Annotated in this window: 20 protein-coding genes; 11 read left to right on the top strand and 9 right to left on the bottom strand. The window is 48.5% G+C overall.

The genetic code is table 11. The annotated features are described in order from the left end of the window. Positions 1–138 precede the first annotated feature (138 nt). The 3 genes from H6624_12270 to H6624_12260 are packed head-to-tail and all read left to right on the top strand — an operon-like array spanning position 139 to position 1,990. On the top strand, positions 139–972 hold the full coding sequence (locus H6624_12270; GenBank protein ID MCB9085118.1) for a TIGR02147 family protein: 834 nt from the start codon (positions 139–141) through the stop codon (positions 970–972). Beyond that, entirely contained in the window at positions 969–1,373 is a 405-nt protein-coding gene (locus H6624_12265) for a hypothetical protein (protein ID MCB9085117.1), read from the top strand. Before H6624_12270 ends, H6624_12265 begins: the two co-directional genes overlap by 4 nt. Further along, positions 1,373–1,990, top strand: coding sequence for a hypothetical protein (locus H6624_12260; protein ID MCB9085116.1), 618 nt, complete (start codon positions 1,373–1,375; stop codon positions 1,988–1,990). Before H6624_12265 ends, H6624_12260 begins: the two co-directional genes overlap by 1 nt. Before the next feature lie 32 nt (positions 1,991–2,022). Here H6624_12260 and H6624_12255 read toward each other — a convergent pair whose 3' ends face one another. Then, positions 2,023–2,616, bottom strand: coding sequence for a 2OG-Fe(II) oxygenase (locus H6624_12255; GenBank protein MCB9085115.1), 594 nt, complete (start codon positions 2,614–2,616; stop codon positions 2,023–2,025). Between the two features lie 221 nt (positions 2,617–2,837). Here H6624_12255 and H6624_12250 point away from each other — a divergent pair, with 221 nt between their 5' ends. Both H6624_12250 and H6624_12245 read left to right on the top strand, forming a co-directional pair. Further along, positions 2,838–3,272, top strand: coding sequence for a hypothetical protein (locus H6624_12250; protein MCB9085114.1), 435 nt, complete (start codon positions 2,838–2,840; stop codon positions 3,270–3,272). 174 nt (positions 3,273–3,446) lie between these two features. Then, positions 3,447–4,952 carry a hypothetical protein gene (locus H6624_12245; protein ID MCB9085113.1) on the top strand — a complete coding sequence of 502 codons (1,506 nt, stop codon included), beginning with the start codon at positions 3,447–3,449 and terminating at the stop codon, positions 4,950–4,952. 73 nt (positions 4,953–5,025) lie between these two features. On the opposite strand, the gene H6624_12240 is transcribed toward H6624_12245, so the two are convergent. Both H6624_12240 and H6624_12235 read right to left on the bottom strand, forming a co-directional pair. Then, the gene (locus H6624_12240) at positions 5,026–6,264 is read right to left on the bottom strand and encodes a S8 family serine peptidase (protein ID MCB9085112.1); all 1,239 of its coding nucleotides are present in this window, start codon (positions 6,262–6,264) and stop codon (positions 5,026–5,028) included. Between the two features lie 248 nt (positions 6,265–6,512). Continuing rightward, positions 6,513–7,619, bottom strand: a complete 1,107-nt coding sequence (locus tag H6624_12235) for a GGDEF domain-containing protein (protein MCB9085111.1) — start codon at positions 7,617–7,619, stop codon at positions 6,513–6,515. 211 nt (positions 7,620–7,830) lie between these two features. Here H6624_12235 and H6624_12230 point away from each other — a divergent pair, with 211 nt between their 5' ends. Further along, on the top strand, positions 7,831–8,322 hold the full coding sequence (locus H6624_12230) for a hypothetical protein (GenBank protein MCB9085110.1): 492 nt from the start codon (positions 7,831–7,833) through the stop codon (positions 8,320–8,322). A gap of 7 nt (positions 8,323–8,329) precedes the next feature. On the opposite strand, the gene H6624_12225 is transcribed toward H6624_12230, so the two are convergent. From H6624_12225 to H6624_12205, 5 genes are all read right to left on the bottom strand, one after another. After that, complete coding sequence (locus H6624_12225) at positions 8,330–8,722, bottom strand: DUF302 domain-containing protein (protein MCB9085109.1); 393 nt, start codon at positions 8,720–8,722, stop codon at positions 8,330–8,332. A 76-nt stretch (positions 8,723–8,798) separates the two neighbouring features. Beyond that, a complete protein-coding gene (locus H6624_12220; protein MCB9085108.1) occupies positions 8,799–9,500 on the bottom strand; it encodes an amino acid racemase in 702 nt (233 codons plus the stop codon). After that, positions 9,497–12,064: a hypothetical protein gene (locus tag H6624_12215; GenBank protein MCB9085107.1), complete on the bottom strand. Its 2,568-nt coding sequence runs from the start codon at positions 12,062–12,064 to the stop codon at positions 9,497–9,499. Before H6624_12215 ends, H6624_12220 begins: the two co-directional genes overlap by 4 nt. Next, on the bottom strand, positions 12,061–12,717 hold the full coding sequence (locus H6624_12210; GenBank protein MCB9085106.1) for an ABC transporter ATP-binding protein: 657 nt from the start codon (positions 12,715–12,717) through the stop codon (positions 12,061–12,063). The genes H6624_12215 and H6624_12210 overlap by 4 nt, the downstream gene beginning before the upstream one ends. Next, the gene (locus H6624_12205; GenBank protein ID MCB9085105.1) at positions 12,714–13,325 is read right to left on the bottom strand and encodes an arylesterase; all 612 of its coding nucleotides are present in this window, start codon (positions 13,323–13,325) and stop codon (positions 12,714–12,716) included. The genes H6624_12210 and H6624_12205 overlap by 4 nt, the downstream gene beginning before the upstream one ends. A 193-nt stretch (positions 13,326–13,518) precedes the next feature. On the opposite strand from H6624_12205, the gene H6624_12200 reads away from it, so the two are divergent. From H6624_12200 to H6624_12180, 5 genes are read left to right on the top strand one after another with little or no spacing between them, the layout of a single operon-like run. Next, positions 13,519–14,874 (top strand): radical SAM protein, encoded by a 1,356-nt coding sequence (locus H6624_12200; GenBank protein ID MCB9085104.1) that lies wholly within the window; start codon positions 13,519–13,521, stop codon positions 14,872–14,874. After that, complete coding sequence (locus tag H6624_12195; GenBank protein MCB9085103.1) at positions 14,864–16,072, top strand: radical SAM protein; 1,209 nt, start codon at positions 14,864–14,866, stop codon at positions 16,070–16,072. Before H6624_12200 ends, H6624_12195 begins: the two co-directional genes overlap by 11 nt. A gap of 3 nt (positions 16,073–16,075) precedes the next feature. After that, complete coding sequence (locus H6624_12190) at positions 16,076–17,155, top strand: radical SAM protein (protein MCB9085102.1); 1,080 nt, start codon at positions 16,076–16,078, stop codon at positions 17,153–17,155. Continuing rightward, positions 17,148–18,350, top strand: coding sequence for a twitch domain-containing radical SAM protein (locus tag H6624_12185; protein ID MCB9085101.1), 1,203 nt, complete (start codon positions 17,148–17,150; stop codon positions 18,348–18,350). Before H6624_12190 ends, H6624_12185 begins: the two co-directional genes overlap by 8 nt. Then, positions 18,347–19,627: a twitch domain-containing radical SAM protein gene (locus H6624_12180; GenBank protein MCB9085100.1), complete on the top strand. Its 1,281-nt coding sequence runs from the start codon at positions 18,347–18,349 to the stop codon at positions 19,625–19,627. The genes H6624_12185 and H6624_12180 overlap by 4 nt, the downstream gene beginning before the upstream one ends. Here the strand turns inward: H6624_12180 and H6624_12175 are convergent. After that, on the bottom strand, positions 19,615–20,805 hold the full coding sequence (locus H6624_12175; GenBank protein ID MCB9085099.1) for a twitch domain-containing radical SAM protein: 1,191 nt from the start codon (positions 20,803–20,805) through the stop codon (positions 19,615–19,617). The two genes, H6624_12180 and H6624_12175, sit on opposite strands and share 13 nt — an antisense overlap. Between the last annotated feature and the right edge of the window lie 29 nt (positions 20,806–20,834).

Below are 20,834 nucleotides of genomic sequence, written 5' to 3'. Positions count from 1 at the left end.
GGCGTCATGCACATCTGTTTGATTTCACTGCGCAAAATTTTTGTGCACAAGCGTGCACGCTTTTGTCCACTGGTGATTGCGCTCGTCCCCTGGTGGTGTCTAGAATCATGGGTGTCTAAGAATTGAGTGGGGGTATCGGTGGCCGAGGGCCAAGGGTCGTTTTTTGACTTTCAGGGCTATAGAGAGTTTTTGAACCACAAGTTCAAAACTCTCAAGAGATTAAAGCCTCAGTTTTCTGCTCGTTATTTTGCGCAGCGTGCGGGAATTCAGTCACCTTCTTATTTTAATCTAGTTGTAAAAGGTAAGAGAAATCTGTCTGTCGACTTCGCCTATCGTTTTGCCGCTGGTTTGGACCTTAACGACTTAGAGACGGATTGCCTGGTGACGGCTGTTGAGTTGGAGACCACTGACAATTCCCTCAGGAAACGGCATCTTCAAGATAGATTGGTGATGCTTCGCAAGGCCGATTCATCCGTCGAACAAATGCCAGCCGATCATGTCGAAATTCTATCGGATCTCATTAACCTGAAAATATATCTTCTTGCTCAATCGACACAGTTCAAGTTCCACGTCGACTGGATTCACCGCGAGTTCGGAGGCGAGGTCGACAAGGAGGAGATCCGCAGACGCATGGAAGTTCTCTTGCAGAGTGGACTCTGGCTTTGGGATGGAAGTGAAGTCAAGGCTCGGGCTCCGAGTATCAAGACGGGTAGCTATCTTCACAATAAATGGTTGGCGCAAACCCATCGTCATCTTCTTGAGGCGGCGACGGAATCTCTTCATTCACCGGCTGAGACGCGCATTCATGGTGGTCGAACATTTCTATGTGACCCCAAAAGGATGTCCGAAATCGAAAGAAGATTCGAGAAGTTTAGGCGGGATATTGAGCATGAGTTCGAGGACCTAAACTCGACAAAAGCATTTCAGCTGCAAATGTCTTTTTTTGAAATCAAGCCGGGCGGTAGTCGGTGAGAAAAAAGATACAACAAACCTTGCTTTTGTTAGCGGCTTTTTACCTTGGGATTGGATCCATGGCTGGGGTGGATCAAGGAAATCCCAACAATAAGACCTTCTTCAATATGAGCCAATCCTATTACCTAGATATTCCTTTGGAGAGTAGGATTGGAATGGAAAAGGGAGTTGAAGATGTGATTGTCAGGATGCCTCGACATCTGGGGCAGGGCGACTTCTTTTGCTTGAGCACGAGTGGCAAAAACTGTGGAGCCACTCGATTCTGTCGTCAGGAGCAGCTGTGGCCCGGAATGGTGTTGTCGTGGGTGGGCGACAGCTGTCGAGGGTGGATGTTGAATAAGACATACAAACATTTGAAAGAATACGTTAGACCAACAGTAATTACCTTAAGGAGGAAGTAGTGAAAATATTGGCAGGCATATTGTCTTTAGTGATCGCCCAGGCGAGTGCTTATGCGGTCAATCACAACTGTATCCAGGAATTGGCCGAGCTCAACGACGGCTTAAGTGCCGAATTAACCATTAGAGCGGTTAATGTGCTCAACTATGATGATCAAATCGAACACCAGGTTTTATTCAAAATTCTTCCCAACGTTCTGGAGTCATCCTGTGAAGATGCGAATAACAATGAATGGGAGTTTAGAGTTGATGATTACGTCAAGCTAGAGGTAGGCACTCACTCTCTGGCGGGACTCATTGGTGAAGGCGATGATTTCGATTTAATTCATGAGGATTGGTATGGAGCCTACACTTACATTAACAATTCCAGCCTGCGCGTGCACCAGGCAGCATTTGCGACCATCATGGCGGAAGCTGGATTCCAAACATTTGAACACATAAGTGCGAGCCCCTATGTGTCGCTGATTGATTTCACTGGCAATAAGTCGGTAAGGGGTGGGCGCTCGGCCACTAAATTTCCATACTCGGTCAAAAGCATGACTGCGGTTGGAACTGGTGCAATCGGTTCTAACGTTTACCAAGTCAGCGTTGGAAAAATCACTGTCGCAATTGAAGAATAGTCGATCGAACTTGGGCCTTGAGCGCAATCGAGCTAAAGGCCCTTGAATTCAACAAACGATGTGATGATAAACTTAGGACCTGATTTAGGGACTTGCCCGCAGTGCATATGGGTCCAAAAGGGTGGAAACAGAGCTAGGTCTCCACATTTGGGTTTGATTTTGATTCCCTGGTGAAAGAACTCCGTCTCCCCTCCTTCAGTTACTGTATTGAGATAAATGATGAGTGCCAGTTGTCGAGATCTGGTAGCAGCCGACAAGGCATCAAAGTGCCAGGTAAACTCACCCTGCCCCTGCAGATACTTTTTGATTTTAAATGCCGTATTCTGTAGGGGAGCGACCTGGAGTCCGGGGCGATCTTTGATATATTCCACTACCCCTTGCACGATGGCCTGCCGCAAAGCTTGATGAATGGGTTCCCATTGAGAGTCTTGGTGATCAATAACCAGCTCTAGGCTCTTTTTATCGGCACTCTCGACAAGCCCGCCATTGGCATCATAGACGAGGCCTGGCTTCACCTTGGAGTCGTTCTCAAACAGTTCGATTGTTTTTCGGCAGATATTCTGGGGTACGGCCTCAGAAATGAGGATAATATGATCCGGATTCGCCAACGCGCCTTGTGTGTTCATGCTGCGCCTAATTATGGCATTCGGTTCACTGGGGGGCAAGGGTGGGTGGCAAACTGGACCATTCCCTTTATTCATTTGCTTCCAAAATGGAAGGGGTAACAGTTCTCTTTTCAACGAAAAGTTTTTAAATGTCCCACAGTTCTTTTCTGAGCAAGTTGAATGTGCCAGGAATATCCAGTGCCCAGTGAGGGTTGGTTGTTTTTAGAGAAGAGGAGTTTTTTATGAAAAAAGTGTTAATTTCTTTGTTTGCTACTGTAGCCATGGGTCAGATGGCTTTGGCAACAGGCCTCCACATGCCAGTGTTTAGTTGCAGCTCTGTGATGAATGGTCCTGCCTGGTCTCTTGATCACTTTTCAACGTCCGCGCCAGGTGGTCCTGTTCATTCCTGGTATGAGCTGTCGCGATCGGTATCACCTACGGGGCAAGTGGCGACCTTTCGGCTGATCCACCAGGAGACCATTCAGTCCCCTGATGGCAGTACGACTCTAATGAAATTTGTAAACGGTGAGCCTAACGGCTACGGTGTGTTCACCTATCTTTCCATGAATGGCAGAACCTTTGTGGCAGCTCACCTCGGGGCCACCTTTCCTGGCGGAAAACTTGATACCAACGGATTGATTGAGCTGGGCGAGGGCTACGTCTGTTCAAACCGATAGGACTCACCAACTAGGGGACAAAAGGGAAGGCTGGAGATAGGGAAACCGAGTAAATCCAGCCACTTCCCTTTTTCGGCTTCCCCCTTTCTTTTTTACCATCGGCAGGGTCTCATTGGCGTCTAGATTGGGCCTCGGAGAGGCAGGGGTATTGCTGCTACAACCGCAGGTGGCAAAATGGGTATAGTTAGGCGCTGGGTCATTCTCCCATTGATAGGGAGTCTATTTGTAGTTTGCTCCGGGAAGAGCTGGGGCGCAGGCGACTGCCGATCGTGGGTTCGGGCGGGGTTTCGCACGATTTTGTTTGGCAACACCCCTCGCGAGCAATCCTTTCGTTTTTCTTCTTCTGAAATCATATTAGGCGATAAGAATATACCTGCTATCGGCGCAAGTCTTGGTGAGGTCTTTTCCATTCAAAGTCAACAGGGGCAGAATGCGCGAGGCTACTGGCGCACCCACAAGGCTGGTGATCGAGTCGTCGGGGTTGAGATTCGAAACATTAAGAATCTCAATGAGTCGATATTGGGGATTTCCCAGACCGAAATGTTTCTTGAGGCATTCAAAATCAGACTTCATCAGAGATTGCAGAATTATTATCCTGGAAGGGGAATCGTATTCAGTAACTTTAAGAGACTGTTTGTATGGTTTCCGGCCGATCTAAATGTGTTTCGTTCGGATGTCCTTGAGCCCGTCATTGAGAAGGTCGCGGAAGACGTGGCTGGTCTCGCGATTGCGACTGGTCGGGACTTCAATTGGCCAAAGTTTTTGCGGGAGAATGTTTCTTTATCTGAAGGAAAGAGTAAGGGAATTGCCTCTTTGAACTTAAGCTTGCAAAATACCAGGCGTATTCCCCGCGCGGCCCTGGCCAATGAAATAGCCTTTTCCAATTTTGCCTCTTCTATAAGGCGGCAACTGGTTGATGGCCTATCCAAGAGGGGCCTTTCAATTGATGACTTACTTCAGTACCTGCGAAATGCCACAGCCAAGCCAAATGGAATGGAAGCAATGTCGTCCTGGCTCAATTCGCTGCGGCTCAGTCACCTTTACGAAGTGGCGCTAACATATTTGGATATTTTGCGCAGTGCCGAGTATCTTCCCCATGCAGATGCGTCCCAGTTGCCCCGTTCCTTAGAAGAGTTTGTTAACTATCGAAAAGCCGAGCCCTTTGGTCGCTTTCGAGGAAGTTGGGAGTTGGAAAGGCGTGTTTTCAAGGTTAACTCTAGCAATGCAGACTATGTTTTCATTACAGATGTCAGAAATCTGGGGTTTACAGGATATAAAGCACTTGATCGTTGGGTGATGAGAGGGGCCTACCTAGGCCAGCTTGAATCCACGTTTGATGCGACTACGAAAGCCATGGAAGATCGCATCAGGGGTGTTCGCAGAGCGCTTGTGGAATCCTTAGAGAGGTATGGTCCAAAGCCCGAAGTTCAGGTTTACCAAAGCGGTGATGATGCTATTTGGTCGGTTTCCAAGTTAACCCCACTTCAGCAGGTTGGCCTAGAGGGCTTTCTCAAAAGTCTGAGCCAGGAGAAGGCCGAGTATAAGGGGCCGGGTTTTGAGTTTGACGTCGCCTACCATGTTTCGGCTCCTGTAAAACTCAAGATGGAGGGTAGTCTCTTTGAGGTTGCCATGGAAGAAGCGATTGCCGAGGCCCGAAAAACCCTAAAGGATGAGCGATAACCACTCTGCCACCGAAAGACGGGTTGCCCGAAGGCAACCCGAGGTGATGGGTAGGTGAGTGGGAGTATGGAGGTTAAAGGGAGGGTTTATTGGACGTTGGTGTACCTCCGGTGGGTTCAGAAAAAGAAAAGGCCAAGGGTTCAACCTTGGCCTTTGTTCCCGCAGCGATTCTAGTCTCGCGCAGGCGCACCTGGTAGCGGGTCTTTCCCGCCAGCCGCCGATCTCGTATTCCTCGGCGGAGGAGCATTTGCCTTAGTCGTTCGGGCTTTGGTTTCTCCTTACTAATTAGATAAGCATGAGCTGCCATGCGGGTCACAAAGGCGGTTGCCTGAGAGGTTCCGGACATGGGACCGTAGCGGTTTTCAGGAAGACTGGAATAGATGTCTTGTCCCGGAGCTGCGAGATCCACGCGCAGTCGGCCGAAATTGCTACCTGCGAGGAGAAGATCATTGGCTCCTGTGGCGGTCACCGACAAAATGTTGGACAAACCATAGCTCGCTGGAAAGAAGCCTTTTTGGTCCACATCATTGTTGTCATTGCCGGCAGCGGCGACAAACAGAATCCCCCGGCGTTCCGCGTCCCTTATGGATTTTTCCTCTAGGTAGTTGCGCATGGGGCCGCCAGCTGAGTAGTTGATGATCTGAGCACCCATTCGGGTGGCGTAGCGGATGGCGAGTACGGTGTTGCGTAGGTTGAACTCCATGGAGTCGCTCGGGTCAAAGTACTTCAAGACCATCAGACGTATTGGTTGCGGGCAAGGCGATGGCGATGGTCGACCGTTTTGCGGGTTGGCGACGATGATACCTGAAATGTGAGTTCCGTGGCCATGACGATCTTTTAGCTCCGCATTGTTTCCAACAAAGTTCCAGCCGTGTACGTCATCCACATAGCCATTGTTATCATCATCAATTCCGTTTCGAGACCGGTCATTTCCATCAAGGTCGATTCCGGTTTCTCCAGGGTTTGTCCATAATTGATTCTGAAGGGCAGGGTGTTCGGTGTCTATGCCAGTGTCAATAACGGCTACTAAAATGGGCGCATGTTTGCTTTTTGCGGAGCAGGACTGTTGTGGTAGACGGACAAATGAAGAAAACCGCTCAAGATACCTGCTTGGATGAATGTCGCTGTAAAGGAAATCATTCTGGGGTATATATCGTGTTACCCAGTTATCCTTGCGCCATTCGATGTTCGTGGTTTGAGATTCCCCGTTTAACCCAGCTGGAGAGAGGGTCGCTCCAGCTATTTGACCCTTGAGAAGTATTCCCGTTAATAGTGCGAGGGTATAGACCCTTCGGGCTTGTTCTCTTTTCATGTGTTTCTTTATTTCCTCCTTTCAGGTTCAGGAAATTGTGGTTCTCCCACCTGCAAGCAGGGGACCAGCCCGAGAGCGGCTTTAACCGGGGTTGAAAGATTAGAGTCCAATCAAGTGATTACAAATTCCTGACACGTAAATTGAGGGGCAAAAACCCAACTAGTTGGGCAGGCGTCGAACTTTCAAACGGCTGTTAAACCGAATAGAAGGTTTTTGAAATTATGAGGGAATCCTCACATTTGCCGGTACTAGGCTGCGTGGATGGAGTCGTCCGAGTTGGCGATCGAGAAGCGGTCACGACCTGTGTTCTTGGCATGATACAGGGCCTTGTCCGCTCGTTTCATCCACGCTTCAGCGGACTCCCCAGGTTCCAATTGAGCGATACCCATGGAAGAAGTGAAGCGAATTTCGTGGCCGTCCTGGACAAGAACATCGTGCCTGATTCGGTCCAAGGTGGAGTCAGCCTTTTTGATTGCATGTTCTAGTTGGTAGTCGGGCAGAATGATTGCAAACTCCTCGCCGCCAATTCGGGCAACGAAATCAGAGTTTCGAGCAAAGAGTTCGTGAAGAATCTTAACGAACTCCTGCAGAACATAATCGCCAGTGGCATGTCCAAATGTATCATTGATTCGTTTGAAGTGATCGATGTCCAGAATCATTAGTGAAATCGGTTTCTGAGAAATGCTGGCGAGCTTCCAATGTTCCATGAGTTTTTCATCAAAGCTGCGGCGATTGAAGGCCCCGGTCAAATGGTCCGTGGCCATATTTTGGTTGGCCTGAACGAGCTTTTTCTTAACTACGTCCAGATTTTTCTGTAGGGACTCCATACGGCGTGATCGACTGCTATCCCGACGAGTTTGGTACTCGATATAGTTATCAATAAAGGCCCGCGATTGGCGCTTCAGATCGTCGATTGAGTTGGCCTCAACGGCTTCTCGCAGACAGTGGAGGCTCTGTTTGATTTCCACGTCTGCCTGTTGCGCTTCAGTGAGATCTTCACTGAGCTGGTCAACAAAATCCCAAATGATGGCGCGGAACTCATCGAAGGTTTTCAGGATGTAGGTGTACTCGTCTATCCGATAGCTGGAGAAGAACTGTCGAAATCGAAAAAGCACTCTTTCGCTGTCTATCTTTGCAGGATCAATCAATTCACGTGCGAACTCATCAAGGATTTGTCGGACCTTGCGTACCGGCTTGTTTTCGATTTCAACGAGGTGTTTGTTAAAGGTGTCGATAACAAACAACAAGGTGGCACGATCATCGTTGATTGATGGGGCGGCACGTTCTTCGTGGGTATGTTGCTCTCCCCACTCAAAGTCGAACTGATCGATGAGTTTGCGAATCCACTGTCTCAATGAGTTCTCCACCTTTGGGAAAATTCTCGGTCCTATTCCTATCGGCATTTTGCCGGCGAAATTCAGGGCCAAATCGAGATTAGGGCACCAGCACCCAACACCTTAACGCATCGCAAAACCCAGAGATTTCCATGGGCAAGAGGGCGCCTTGACAGCCTTATCGCTGGATGAAAGTCTAAGTAGCCGGGCTGGTTTCCTTCGGGAGGGGGCCATGACTGAGTCATTGGGTGGGGGAATTGGATTGAGTTTCGGAAAAGGGTACAGGATTTTATTTGGGTTTCTGGCGATGGCACTGGCCGGTTCGCTGGCCCATGCCTCGGTGGCTGATCGCCAGGTGGACAAAATCTATTGTTACCAATCCAGTGGTGCCCCCTCGGCTTTTATCACCTTTGAAGTTGTACCCGTTGGAGATAAGTTTCGGGCTCAGATTGAGTACTGGAAGAACTGGACATTGATGGAACAGGTCAGTTTTTCGGTTGATCACCTCATCGACCTGGATGGCCTGCCAATCGACATCGTGGCCACAGAAATCAAATCAGCGAGCTCCATAAGCTCAGCCCCTCACCAGTTGCTCAGGCTCAAGACTCTTATTGAGCGGACCACCGGAAACTCCCTGATGAATGTCTGGTTGATTCCTTCAGGCTCCCCTTTTGTATCCAATGTGCAAATGAACTGTGGAGTCGCCTATGGGGGAGAAGGGTAATTCTCCCCTATTTCAGCTTTTCAATCACCAGCTGTAAGCGACTTTGAACCTCTTGAGCCACTTGGCCAAGCCCATCGTTTTTCACTGAAGCCATTGAGGCGACGGGGTCCACGGCCGTCACTTCAACAGGTCCGTTTTCGACCTTTTGCTGAACAATGACATTACAGGGGAGCATGGTGCCAATTTTGTCTTCCTTCTGCAGAGCCTGGTATGCGAAATTCGGATTACAGGCACCAAGAATTCTGTACTTGTAGAAATCAACGTCGAGTTTTTTCTTTAAGGTCGCTTGTACGTCAATCTCGGTAAGTACACCGAATCCCTGTTCGGCCAACAGGCCTGTGACGTTTTCAATCGCTTGATCAAAGGAACAAGTTACGGACTTAGAAAAATAGTAGCTCATGAGATCTCCTTTGCGACAACTAAAGGATTAAATCAGGTTCTGGGGAGGTATTCAAGAAGCAGGTTGGCGATCGCCGTCAGTCGAGCATCCAATCAAGAATGTGCTCTACGTGAAGGGAAGTGGAGTCAAATATAGGAATTGCCGTAGTTGCATGGCCGGTGAGCATTTGTAGTTCCGTACATCCGAGAATCACCCCCTGATCTCCGTGATTAGCGGCCTTGGAGATGACATCACAGAAAAAATGCTTGGACTCTTCTCTTGTCTGTCCGAGGCAAAGCTCTTGATAAATGATGCGGTTAATTTCTTGCCGCTCCGAAGTTGAGGGCACGGATACACGCAAATCAAAGCCCGTTTGCAGATAATCTCTGTAAAAGCCCTCCTCCATGGTGAAGCGTGTTCCGGTAAGCAGAACTTGTCCAACATTGGCGCGAACAAGAGCCTTACCGACGGCATCGGCAATATGTAGGAAAGGGATCTGGCAGGCGGACTGAATGGCGGCGGCCACCTTGTGCATGGTATTTGTACACAAGACTAGCCCTTGAGCGCCAAAGTCTTCGATAGATTTGGCCTCTTTAGCCAGTAAAGACGCCGCTCCGGTCCAATCACCCTGGGCCTGCATTTTCTCGATCAATGAAAAATCTAGGGACCGAAGAATGCAGTCAACAGAATGAAGGCCGCCAAGTCTAGAGCGGATTCCTTCGTTGAGTAAGCGATAATAAACGGCCGAAGACTCCCAACTCATACCGCCGATAAGGCCAATGACGTTTTGTCTGATCATAAAGGAGTCCCCTCTCTCAGCAATCCTGATGGTTTTTGGGCCAGAATTCGGCGTGAAGCGAGGCTTGTTACCAGCCAGCTCAGAGCAATCAAACCAATCAAGCTCAAAAGAGGAATCTGCCACTGCCAAACCCACAGTGAATCAAATAGTATGCGAGAAAGCGCCAGACTGACGCCAAGACTAATGGCTACGCCCAAAAATCCAGAGGCAGCAGCAATCACTCCAAATTGAACGACAAAAAAACGGCGGACGAAGCTCTCTTCGCCACCCAGTACCTTGAGTAAACTCATCTCCCATCTGCGAGTCTGAATTTGATGGCTGGAAATAGAATAAAGAACGACAAATCCGGCAGCCAAACACAAGAACGCCATAAACTGAAGCGCCCAGCTCATTTGTCTTGTAATGGCCAATAGACGTGCGACGAGTCGGGACACATCGATCAAAGAGACGTTGGGGAGAGCTGCGACAATTTTATTTTGTAGCGAGGCCCTCTTCTCAATCGACATTCCCGGGAGAGTAGCCAAAAAGGTTTTGGGCGCTGGATCGAGGACTCCTGACTGAAAGAGAACGAAAAAATTTGGTTGAAAACTGGTCCACTTTACAGATCGGAGGCTAATCACCTTTCCAGAAATGGGTACGCTTTGAATATCAAAGGTCAGGACATCGCCAACCTTCAGGCCTAGGCGATCCGCAAATCTCTTTTCCAGAGAAATCTCTGGAACCAAGCCGGCACCATTCTGATAGGGGCCTGAAAAATCTTGACCGGAAATGATAGATTCCGAATCTGACAGGTGGTCTCGGTAGGTGAGGTTGAATCCTCTGTTGCGAAATCTGGCCTCCCTTTCTTCCTCTCGCGTAAACCCACTTCCAGAGGTTTCTTTTTTAAACTCCAGGTCATTCACTTTTGACAGACGAGCCCGCACGAGGGGAGAGACCTGCTGGAGGCGACTTCCATTGTTCTCAACAATTTCCTCCAGTTTGGAAAGCTGCTCCTCCTGGATATCAAACAGAAATAGACTTGGTAATCGGGATTGACCGGGGTGCTCCAGCTCACCTTCTAGGCTCTTTTGAATTTGGGGAACCAGGTTGAGTAGTAAAATACCAAGGCCGAGCGCGAGAAAACCGGTTAAAGACGGAACCGGGTGTCGGGCAAGATCCCGCAAAGCAAGTCGAGGAAGTCTTGGCAACTGGTGAGCTGAGTGGTCAATGAGTCGAAGCAAGGCAAAGCCAATGGCGGCCAACAATAGGCCTGCTCCCAAAAAAAGCCCGACAAAGAGGGAGCCAACGAGCCATGAGTGAGCCTGCCAGACAGCCAGTGCCCAAAAGGAAAAAAGAGCCGGCAGGCTGGCGGCAAGAGCGACGCGTCCACTCACACCACCTTCTTTGTTTGCTCCTCGAAACAACAGTGCGGGCTTCAGATTAAAGATCTGGACGGCGATAGGAAAACAAACAATGATGCTGCCAAAAAATCCAAGTGCAAGAGCCAATAAGGGAGAGCTCATGGGTATGTGAACATCCAGCGCCACGGGGAGGAGCTGTTTGGTAATTTGGGCGATCGCCGGAACGATCATCAGGCCAAGAACAACAGAGGGCAGGGCTCCTAATAGCCCCAATACCGCCACCTGGGTAAGAACCATAATAATAGCTCTGAAGGGCGTCATACCTAAACTCAGGAGGATCGCAATCTGGTAGATCTTGGAGTTAAAGTAGGAGCGAAAAAGAAACACCGAACCAACACCCGAAAGAAAAAGAGCTGCCAGAGCAACAAGGCCCAAATAGTCACTCAGGTAATTGAGCATACGACCGAGTTGCTCACTGGATCCACGGTGGCTGTAGACGCGAATACCCTCGGGAGTTGAGGGATGCCCTTGTAGTAGTCGCTCAAGCTCATCTAGCTCGTCATCCGACTTTAGAGGGAAATGATATAAGCTGGAGTACCAGGCCAGGCTTTCGGATGTGATGAGTTGGGTTTCGGAAAGATGTTCTGAATCAATATAAATCCGTGGAGCCATACTGGTGGAGATGCCCGCAGCGGCATCCTCCTCAATGACATCATCAATAACGAAATCTAATTGGCCAATTTTGAGTGTGTCACCAATCTTACTATCCATTTGTAGTAGGATCTCGGGATATACCCAGGCCACGCGCCCATGGTGAATGGCCCTTGCCTTTCCACTGGTGACCAGACCACTTCGCCGCAATTCCAGGTGACCATAAAAAGGGTAGTAAGGGTCAATCGCACGAATTTGGGCAAGCCGGGAATCGCCTTTTGTCGTTGCCACCATCGAGTAAAGCTCAGTCATCTGACTGGGGGGCTTATCTTGCCCAGCCAACTCTTCGAGGGCTTTCATGGTTTTTTCAGGAATCGGTTTGCGCGAGGAGATTCCAAAATCAGCACCCAGTACAGCTCTAGATCGATCACTTAAAGAGCGATCGATCGAATGACGAAAGCTATCCAGAGCAATAAACCCGCTCAGGCCAAGAGATACGTTGATAATAAAGAGTAGGCTCAGGCGTTTGTGGAGCCTCAACTCCCGGATCACCCAGCGAATGGCGGTCTTCATTGAATTCTTCCACCAAGAAGAGAAATATGTTTGCCACAGCGCTTGGCCAACTCGGGATCATGTGTCACTAGAATTAGGGTCACCTTTTTTTTTGCGACCAATTCGAAGATAAGATCCATCACTTTATTGCCGGTATCGGTATCTAAGTTGCCACTCGGCTCATCGGCCAAAAGAACAGTTGGTTCGACGGCAATTGCTCGAGCTATTGCGACTCTTTGGCATTCGCCTCCACTGAGTTCACTTGGTAGATGGTCTTTTCGGTGTTCGAGGCCCACTGATCGAAGTGCCTCAATTCCCTTTTCGGATGACTTGGGATCACCCTGGATCTCAAGAGGCAGACTCACGTTCTCGACAGCGGTGAGGTGGGGCATCAAATGGAACTGCTGAAAGACAATACCAATGTTGCGGGCCCTAAAAAGGCTCAGGTCTCTTTCGGACAGGCTAAAAAGATTTTGACCATGGATTCTAACTGAGCCGTCAGTCGCCGATTCAAGACCGGCAAGTAGACTCAGCAGGGTTGTTTTGCCGCTACCAGATGGTCCGACGATGGCGAGCGTCTCTCCAATTTCCAGGCCGAAGCTCACATTGGCGAGAGCCTCAACGGTGGTAGGACCTTGTTTATATCTTTTGGACAGATTCTGAACCTCAATCATTGCAACTCTTTTTCGACATATGGGAGCAGATTCTCCGCGATTTTGCTGTGGCCCTTTTCATTTGGGTGAATGCCATCAGGCAAATTGAATTCAGGCTTTCCGCCGACGCCCTTTAGGAGGAAGGGCATAAGGGGGACCTGGTGTTCGATCGCCAGCTGACTAAACATTTCCTCAAACTCGCGGCGGTACTTCTCGCCGTAATTGGCAGGTAATCTCATGCCTGTGATAAGAGTTTTAACACCGTTTTCTTTGGCTAATTTTATGGTTTTACTCAGGTTGCTTTTCGAAGATGAGACGGCGATACCGCGTAGCCCATCGTTACCACCGAGCTCAATGATCAATAGATACGGCTTTTGCCTCAGTTGCCATTTGAGGCGTGATAAGGCGCTAGCTGTTGTTGACCCGGAAATTCCGGCGTTTACCACGATTAGCGAATGCCCATTCTTTTTCAGCATGGACTCCAAAATGGCTGGGTAGGACTTGTCTTTATCCACGCCAAAACCATCGGCAATTGAGTCACCAAGGACGACGATCTTTTTTGCCCGGGCGGGAGGAGACTGAGCATAGGTTCCCTCGATTCCCAGACCTAAAAAGAGACCCAAAAGCATGACAAACATAGGCAATTTCATTCCGATCATTATCCGTTCTAGGCCTTTTGTAAGACAAGGCCAGTCTGTGAGCAAGCGGATGCAACCCATCTGATCACCACTCCAGATATGCAGCGTTAATGGTCCCGACAGTCACCGCAAGGCAGCATATCCAGGTATGGACCGTCGATGTCCGGTGAGTCACAATAGTGGGATGTCTACTTGGTGTCCGATGCCCTGGATGTTTCAATATGTGCGCACAAATGGCGACTACCGCGTTTGTTGTCATCAGGTCCAGGCCAAAGCAGTCGTCCGCTCTGAGGACGGAAGCACCATGAATATAAAGACACACGAGGTAAATTCTTTCCGCAGGTCTGCAGACCTCTGTCAGATGCGAAGTCAGTTTCTTAATAGTCAGTGGCCTGAATCATGCCTAAATTGTCGTGCGGAGGAAGAGGCAGGCATGACATCGAGGAGACAGACGGAGGTTAGAAGATGGTCGCGAGCCCTTAATGAAGAGCAGTGTCGCCAACAAACGAGTTCGGGTGGCCACCTAAATGAGCCCCAGCATCCTTTGTTGGGGATGGAGCTTCGCCTCGGAAACAAGTGCAACTTGAAATGTCGTATGTGTCATCCGAGATTTTCATCAGCCTGGTATGCTGATTTTGTCAGTCTCTGGGGCAATAACTATCCGGAGTATGGTAAGGAAATTGAAATTTATAGGGGCACGGACGGCGAATGGGCGACGACGAATGTATCTTACGACTGGCCACTAGACCGGACATCTTGGGAACGGCTTTTGCCGGAACTGGACGGAATTCGCTACATTTATATTTCTGGCGGAGAGCCACTTCTTATAGAAGACCATTTTAAGATTCTGGAGAGGATCATTCAATCCGGTCGGGCCGGAGAGGTAGTCATTGAAATGGCCTCAAATCTAACCGTGCTACCACAAAGGGCACTTGAACTGTGGCCTCATTTTAAGAGAGTGGGGGTTAGTGCCAGTTTTGACGGTGTTGGTTCTGTAAATGACTACATCCGGTTTCCTAGTAGATGGGAAACTGTAGAGAAAAATCTTCGACAAATATGTGATATGGGTAACCCAGTCGAGGTCTGGATTCAACCCTGCGTTCAGGCCCTCAATATCCTGTCTCTGGGAAAAATCTATGAATGGCGAATGGATTTCCATATTGAAAATACCTTGAAGGCGCCGGGGAAAGAAATATTGAATCCGCTCATCCTTCAGGACCCAAAGTACTTAAGTGTACAAGTCTTTCCATCTGAACTTAAACTCAGAATTCAGGATTTGTTGAGAGCAGAAGGGGATCGCCTGACAAAGCGAGCGGCAAGTGATGCCCAGTCTATCCGAGTCGCTGTGGCCTACCATGAGTTTGCCGCTTCGTTGATTGAGTTCATGAATAAAGAAGACCATTCTCAGGACTTCGATAGATTTGTGGATTACAACTGCAAATTGGATGAACTAAGGGGTCAGTCTTTGGCATCGGCCCTTCCCGAGCTAGCGGACCTTCTTGGCCGCGACAGAAAGCTGATGGTTTCCAATGGAAATTAATGGCAAAAAGCTTGCTGACACTTATTGTAGCCTGACCCACATGGAGCTGCAAATCCGACCAGGGGGGATCGTCTATCCCTGCAATCGCTTTTTGTTTCGCTATAGGGATCGACCAGCTGATTTCAATGTATCGGATCATAGTGTGGATTATCTTTTAAAGCAGCATGAGGTTATGCAGACCCTTCGCGCCAGCATGGACTCGGGAACTCGCGATCCAGGCTGTGCCAAGTGTTTTGAAGAGGAGGACGCACAGAAGGATGCCAGCATCCGGCAGATATACAATGGGTACAAGCAGATCATGGACGGGGTTGATCCGGAGGTCGTAGAGCTAAGGTGGATTGAGTTTGCCACAAGCAACCTGTGCAACTTGAAGTGTCGCATGTGCTTTCCCTTATTGTCGGCCAAGATGAGGGAGGATTTTATTGCGCTTTACGGAGAGGACGATCCCACCTACGCTCTCCAAAAAACCCCTGATTTGAATCTGGACAACGTTTTGGTTCCGTCCTTGAGGCATATTAAATTCACAGGCGGAGAGCCGCTGCTTATAAAGGAATACAAAGATATCCTCAAAGAGGCCATAAAGAAGCTCGACACCAAGAAAATTCATCTCAATTATTCCACAAACTTGATGGTGGCTCCTGATCACGAACTGATTGAGTTATGGAAACAGTTTAAGTACGTCGAATTTGCCGTGAGCTTAGATGGTACAGGGAAGTTTATTGAATATCAGAGAAATCCATCAAAATGGGAAACAGTGGAAAAGATCACCAAAGATTTTCTACAGCTTCATCGGGAGTTTGATGCACGGGTGGGTCTAAGATCAACAATCACCGTCTATAACATTCTTAACGTTGTGGAGCTCACAGACTGGTGGATTTCGGCAGTTAACGAATACTATAATGTACCATTTAATGAATACAGTTGGTTCAATCCAACTCACGCCCATATTCCAGATCACCTATCAATTACCGTTCTCCCAAAGGAAAAGAAAAAAATTGTCATGGATCTGCTATGGGAGAAGCCCCACGCCTTTAAAAAGGTTCAACGCAGCTGGAATCATTTTTGTCGCTATATGAACAGTGAGGACAAAACTCACCTGTTGCCGGAGTTTAGAAGGTTTACAAAAATTCTTGATGAGCGTCGAGGGGAGGACTTTAGACAGCTGTGTCCGGAGTTCTCCGACCTTATGGATGAGTAACAAGTGTATTTAAGGAAGGAAGAGATCAAGCTCGTTCACTTGGAGATCACCAGTAAGTGTAATCTCCTCTGTCCTCAGTGTGCACGAACTTCCCGGGGCAGGCTCAATCCAGAATTGCCGATTGCTGATTTGCAGTGGGGCCCTTCGCTTGATGAAATGTTCTCGGAGAGCTTTTCCCGGCAATTGGATGGCGTTTATTTTTGTGGCAACTTCGGTGATCCGGCAGCGGCATCGACCCTTCCCGTATTTGTCGAAAATCTACTTAGCCGTGGAGTTAGCCATATTGCTGTATACAGTAACGGCAGTCTAAAGTCTCCTGAGTGGTGGTATGAATTAGGGGAGAGCCTAAAAGGACGGGGGCGCCTGATTTTTTCAGTCGATGGGCTGTCCGACACCAATCACATTTACCGTGTCAACTCATCGTGGCCTCGCATCGAAGCCAACATGAAGGCGGCAATTGCCTCAGGCGTTGACACCAGATGGGAGTATATTGTCTTCGCTCATAATGAGCACCAGGTTCAGCAAGCCGAGAATCTGGCAAGGGAGATGGGGTTTCGCGAGTTCAATCTTAAGGCAACATCAAGGTTTTATCGCAGCCTCCTGGGGCAAACCGTCGATCGCCGTGACCTTCAGGCTCCCCAAAAAGAGGAACTAAAGTCGGCGAGTCTCTTGTCTTTGGAAGAAATCAAGTCCAAGTTTGGGAGTTTCGAACGCTATGCCAAGCAGACGCCCATTCGCTGCAAAACCAAACACATTCAGCGCTCAGTGTACATCGATTTTGTGGGAGATCTTTGGCCTTGCTGTTGGCTGGGGGCGCCCGCCTACTTTCACGAAGACGAAATCCAAAAGCGCGAGTTGGCCTCCCTGGTTCAAGGTTATGATTCCGGATTCAACAGTCTTCTCCAGCACTCATTCGACGAGATTCTAAATCACAGGTTCTTTGTCGAGGACCTAGAGCGTTCTTGGAAGTGTTCGGCAAGTGACCGCATGTTTACCTGTGGCCGAACCTGTGGGTCGGAATTCGAATTTACATCCTTCCCGGGATATGGAAACAATAGGTTGGTGAGGTTTTCTTGTGAGTAAGGCTGACTACGATAAAAAGACTTTCTGCCCGGCCCCCTGGATGTCAGTTGAGATTGGTGAAAGTGGGCAGCTTCGGCCCTGTTGCGTCTACTATGGTTCCTTTGGCAACATTCGCGATACGAGCCTATCAGCAGCATTTAATAGTGAGAAAAACGCACAGTTGAGAGAAATGCTCCGCAGGGACCAATGGCCCAAAGAATGTTGGCATTGCTCCAATGGTGAATATATGGGATCAACCAGTCGCAGGACGGAGTACATTGAGTATCTTCACAAATACGATATTGATTTTGATTACCGGCCCGGACTGGTTGCTTTTGTCGTACGCTTTTCCAATCTCTGCAATTTGGCCTGTCGCCACTGTAAATCAGGCAACAGCACCAAGTGGGTGAAGTACGAGAATTTACTGGCCGAAAAGGGCTTTGAGGTTGAAGCGGCCAGCCCCTTTTCGATTACGGGCCAGGGAATGGAGGAGATGGAGGGGTTCCTTCTGGCCCATCGACAGACGCTTCGCAGTGTCACGGTCAAGGGTGGGGAGCCGATCATCGAGCCTCAGTTTACCAGATTTTTAAAATTCCTGGTGAAGTCGGAAATGGCTAAAAATATCGATTTGGTGTTCTTTACTAATGGCACCAAGCCGTCGTCCGAAATCATGGAATTATTAGGGCAGTTTGCCTTCATCGGCGCCCTGGTGTCAGTAGAGGGAACGGGCCCAATTTACCAATATATTCGAAACAACAAAACCACTCTCGAAGAAGACGTGTTAGAGACGGCAACTTCCTACAGTCGGCTGCCCAATGCAAGGGTTGCCTGGCGGCCGACCTTTTGTGCCTATAATCTTTGGGATATCGAAAATCTGTACAAGTTTTGCTGTGTAGACTATCCGTTTAATACAGTAAATCTGGATAGGTACGAGCACCGAGTCCTCGGTCATTTCATTCAGCAAAGGGTGGACTATCCCAGGTATCTGACTCCGGGAATATTTGATACCGAGGCTCGTGAGGAGTACTTTCAGTTCCTGGAGCAAACGACTGTAGAGGAACAGGGGAAGGAGTTTATTCGCAAGTACTTTAAGCTTTACCCCTTCAACGAAGAGTGGCGTCGCGAATTTGTGGAGTTTACCGCCACCCTAGATGAGGCCCAGGGGAAGTCTCTGGTCAATGTGGAGCCGAGATTTAAGGCGGTGTTACAAAGATGAGTAATCCGTTTTTAGAGGGGCTTGAACGAGTCTATCTTGATCCCAAACTAAACCCCAACTCGAGCCTTTGTACATTGATGTGGTACAGTTTGGCTACCAATGCATTTGGTTCAATTCGCCTCTGCTGTAAATCCTATGTTTCTATTATTGAAAATGGGAAGGAATTGAGTCTCCTGGACAAGTCCGCTGATGAGATTTGGAGGGGAGAGGCCTTCACTGACATTAGGAAGAAGATGTCAGATGGAGTCCTTCTTCCCGAGTGCGATGTATGCATTCAGGAAGAGGCTGGAAAAAAGTGCATGTCAAAGCGTCTTAAGGAGAATCGCAAATACTTCGAACGCTATGATGAACTCCAGTTATTCCCCAAGCCAAGATATCTGTCTTTAAATTTGGGCAATCGATGTAATCTGATGTGCCGAATGTGCTTTTCTGGGTTGAGTAATCAAATTCTCAAAGAGACCGATGAACTATTAAGTGAGCCAGACAACAGAAAGAACTTTCCAGAAATTAACTTGGCTTCCCACGAGGTCGCCAAAAAGTCGTCTACTTCGAGCTGGATCGAGAATACGAACTTCCTTTCTCAGATCGATTATTCCAATTTGGATGAGGTGTACATTACGGGCGGAGAACCCCTTCTCCATAGTTCCATGTATGATGTCCTACAGGGGTGCCTGGATCACGGAAAGACCGATATTCTGCTGCGGGTTCAGACAAATCTAACCAAAGTGAATCAAAAATTTATCGATATGATCAACCAGTTTGAGAGAGTTCAAATGGTCTGTAGTGTTGATGGAATCAATGAGTTGGCAAACTATGTTCGCTATCCCTCCGTGTGGTCCGAAGTTGAGAGGAATTTTGATTATTTATGCCGGGAGTTCAAAACGCATATCGAAATGATCGCCCAAGTGACTGTGAACACCTATAATATTCTCCAGTTGGACGATATCCTCAGGTGGGTGAAGATGAAGGCTGATGCAAATCCGGGTCGAGTTGTTTCCACCTGGTTTAACCCTGTCCACCGCCCCTTTGGTCTGAGTATTACCACTCTCCCTATGGAGCTCAAGATGTTGGTTGTCGAGCGGCTCAAGGCCTTGCGGCCCGAATATCCGAATTCCCAGGTGACTAATCAAGTTGAAGATCTCTGTCGCTACATTGTGGAAAGAGAGGCGGAAGAGGAGCACTTTCAGGAGTTTGTTCGTTACACAAAGATGTTAGATCGTAAGAGAGGTCAAAATATCGTTGATTTTATACCTGAGTTGTCCCCTTATTTCAAATAGGGGCTTAGCTCCTTGAAAGAGTCTCTCCAGTTGGTTTTTCGAGCTCGGTCAAGATCATCGAGATATTGAATAAGAGTTGAACCCATAGAGGGCCAGAGGTTTTCCTCCATCATATTGTTGAGATAAAATTCGGCCTGAGGATATTTACCAAGAGTTCCTTTGTCTCTAAACTTGTCCAAAATCAGTTCCTTGCAAATGGGCGGAAGGTTTTGTGCGCTCATGTGGGCTGGCTTTGTGACGTAGTCGCCAAGTACGAATTCAAGACCTGGAAAATGTGAACCAAAATACTCGAGTGTCTCTGGTAGGTAGTACAAGCTCAGGTTGCTGCACGTCCAAAGAACTTCCCTTTTCACATTTCTGGCCACGAAATCGTTGAGGAGCTTGAGATTTAGTTCCAATTTTGCCCATTTAGCAGGAAAGCGGATGAACTCCAAAATTGGACCTATACCATCAATGCTAACCATGATTTGGACGGAATCGAACCTTGCCCACTTCCCCAGTATCTGAGGCGAGAGTAATGTTCCATTTGTGACGTACTTAAGGGCAACCTGATATGCGGACTGGCTAATCAAGCTTTCAAGAATCGACTGATGCAGAGGTGATGCCAGGGGCTCCCCCCCAAGAAAGCTGATTTTTTTAAGCGAGGGTCCGTGCTCTTTGACAAATTTCCAGGCGGGTCCATCCGCCTGGTCCCATGCGGGAACGACCTTATAGTTTTGCGTGTTTTCATATTTTCCCAATAGCTCTGTGTCTTCAAGCCACTTCGTACTGTTGGTGGGAAAGCACGTGACGCACTTTAGATTGCAGACGTTTCCAGTTCTAATATCGAGGGAAACAGGGGGAATATCGATGGATCCATCTTCTTTGGTCAGCTTTCGGGCCAGATCCTCACTGAAATCCTTGCTCCAGGCATCGTTTTCTTTCTGCCGTCGGCTGGTCCCACCGTGGGATTCCCGATAGTAACACTTGGTGCAGTTAGGAGGCTCCTGTCCGGCCAACATTGTCTTACGAATCAGTTTGAAATAATCGCTGTTCCAGGAAGTAGAGACCTCGTCCCGTCCCAAATTGGCCTGGCCCCCGCTGGTGACTCGCGCGTATCCACAGGTTCGAACCGCTCCATTGGTCTTACAACTTAGTTGCAACCACGGCAGGGCACAGAATGTGGATTTAGAGCTCATGCGTTATTGCCATTTCCCAATCAAATCTG

The organism is Pseudobdellovibrionaceae bacterium (assembly GCA_020635075.1).
Lineage (GTDB): Bacteria > Bdellovibrionota > Bdellovibrionia > Bdellovibrionales > UBA1609 > JADZEO01.
The sequence above is the reverse complement of the archived record's forward strand: the minus strand, read 5'-3'. Positions and strand labels throughout refer to the sequence as shown.

Excerpts from the sequence above, each read along its gene's own strand:
- H6624_12255 (MCB9085115.1), bottom strand. The coding sequence starts at position 2,616 with ATGAACACACAAGGCGCGTTGGCGAATCCGGATCATATTATCCTCATT.
- H6624_12230 (MCB9085110.1), top strand. The coding sequence starts at position 7,831 with ATGACTGAGTCATTGGGTGGGGGAATTGGATTGAGTTTCGGAAAAGGG.
- H6624_12250 (MCB9085114.1), top strand. The coding sequence starts at position 2,838 with ATGAAAAAAGTGTTAATTTCTTTGTTTGCTACTGTAGCCATGGGTCAG.
- H6624_12215 (MCB9085107.1), bottom strand. The coding sequence starts at position 12,064 with ATGAAGACCGCCATTCGCTGGGTGATCCGGGAGTTGAGGCTCCACAAA.
- H6624_12210 (MCB9085106.1), bottom strand. The coding sequence starts at position 12,717 with ATGATTGAGGTTCAGAATCTGTCCAAAAGATATAAACAAGGTCCTACC.
- H6624_12205 (MCB9085105.1), bottom strand. The coding sequence starts at position 13,325 with ATGCTTTTGGGTCTCTTTTTAGGTCTGGGAATCGAGGGAACCTATGCT.
- H6624_12195 (MCB9085103.1), top strand. The coding sequence starts at position 14,864 with ATGGAAATTAATGGCAAAAAGCTTGCTGACACTTATTGTAGCCTGACC.
- H6624_12225 (MCB9085109.1), bottom strand. The coding sequence starts at position 8,722 with ATGAGCTACTATTTTTCTAAGTCCGTAACTTGTTCCTTTGATCAAGCG.
- H6624_12175 (MCB9085099.1), bottom strand. The coding sequence starts at position 20,805 with ATGAGCTCTAAATCCACATTCTGTGCCCTGCCGTGGTTGCAACTAAGT.
- H6624_12220 (MCB9085108.1), bottom strand. The coding sequence starts at position 9,500 with ATGATCAGACAAAACGTCATTGGCCTTATCGGCGGTATGAGTTGGGAG.
- H6624_12180 (MCB9085100.1), top strand. The coding sequence starts at position 18,347 with ATGAGTAATCCGTTTTTAGAGGGGCTTGAACGAGTCTATCTTGATCCC.
- H6624_12240 (MCB9085112.1), bottom strand. The coding sequence starts at position 6,264 with ATGAAAAGAGAACAAGCCCGAAGGGTCTATACCCTCGCACTATTAACG.
- H6624_12200 (MCB9085104.1), top strand. The coding sequence starts at position 13,519 with ATGTCTACTTGGTGTCCGATGCCCTGGATGTTTCAATATGTGCGCACA.
- H6624_12245 (MCB9085113.1), top strand. The coding sequence starts at position 3,447 with ATGGGTATAGTTAGGCGCTGGGTCATTCTCCCATTGATAGGGAGTCTA.